The 915-nt window shown below is 48.3% G+C and carries 1 protein-coding gene; it reads left to right on the forward strand.

Going from position 1 to position 915, the window contains the following annotated elements; genetic code table 11:
* The first annotated feature begins 27 nt into the window (after positions 1–27).
* Positions 28–888 carry a bifunctional methylenetetrahydrofolate dehydrogenase/methenyltetrahydrofolate cyclohydrolase FolD gene (gene folD / locus R7R78_RS24950; protein ID WP_005460545.1) on the forward strand — a complete coding sequence of 287 codons (861 nt, stop codon included), beginning with the start codon at positions 28–30 and terminating at the stop codon, positions 886–888.
* Positions 889–915: the final 27 nt, after the last annotated feature.

The following is a 915-nucleotide window of genomic DNA, read 5'->3' on the forward strand; positions in this document are numbered from 1 at the left end:
CTGCCTTCTTAATTTATAAGGAAAGTCATGACTGCTCAAAATATAGACGGAACTCTCATTTCCCAAACTGTTCGATCCGAAGTTGCAGCACGTGTTAAAGCTCGCGTCGCAGCAGGTTTACGCGCTCCTGGCCTAGCAGTTGTTCTGGTTGGTGAAGACCCAGCATCTCAAGTTTACGTGGGCAGCAAACGCCGCGCATGTGAAGAAGTTGGCTTTGTATCCAAGTCGTTTGACCTTCCGGCTTCAACATCTGAAGAGGAGCTGCTTGCTCTTATCGATGAGTTGAACAACGACAACGAAATTGACGGCATTTTAGTTCAGTTGCCACTTCCTGCTGGTATTGATACTACACACGTTCTAGAGCGTATTCATCCAGAAAAAGACGTGGATGGCTTCCACCCTTACAACGTTGGTCGTCTTGCGCAACGTATTCCTAAGCTTCGCTCTTGTACGCCTAAAGGCATCATTACCCTACTCGACCGTTACAACATCGAGCTTCGTGGTAAACATGCGGTTGTGGTTGGCGCATCAAACATTGTTGGCCGTCCAATGACACTTGAGCTGCTGCTTGCTGGTTGTACAACAACGACATGCCACCGCTTTACCAAAGATCTAGAAAGCCACGTACGTCAAGCTGACGTTGTTGTGGTCGCGGTAGGTAAGCCAAACTTCATCCCTGGCGAGTGGATTAAAAAAGGCGCAGTGGTTGTCGATGTAGGCATTAACCGTCTTGATTCAGGCAAGCTAGTGGGCGATGTGGAATACGACAAAGCACGCGAAAGCGCGAGCTTCATTACTCCGGTTCCTGGTGGTGTTGGCCCAATGACCGTAGCAAGCTTGATTGAGAACACGATGTTGGCTTGCGAGCAGTTCCATACTGAACAATAACATCAATCTTGAGATACGAAAAAGGCT

The sequence above is a fragment of the Vibrio sp. 2134-1 genome, assembly GCF_033339495.1.

Excerpts from the sequence above, each read along its gene's own strand:
- folD (WP_005460545.1), top strand. The coding sequence starts at position 28 with ATGACTGCTCAAAATATAGACGGAACTCTCATTTCCCAAACTGTTCGA.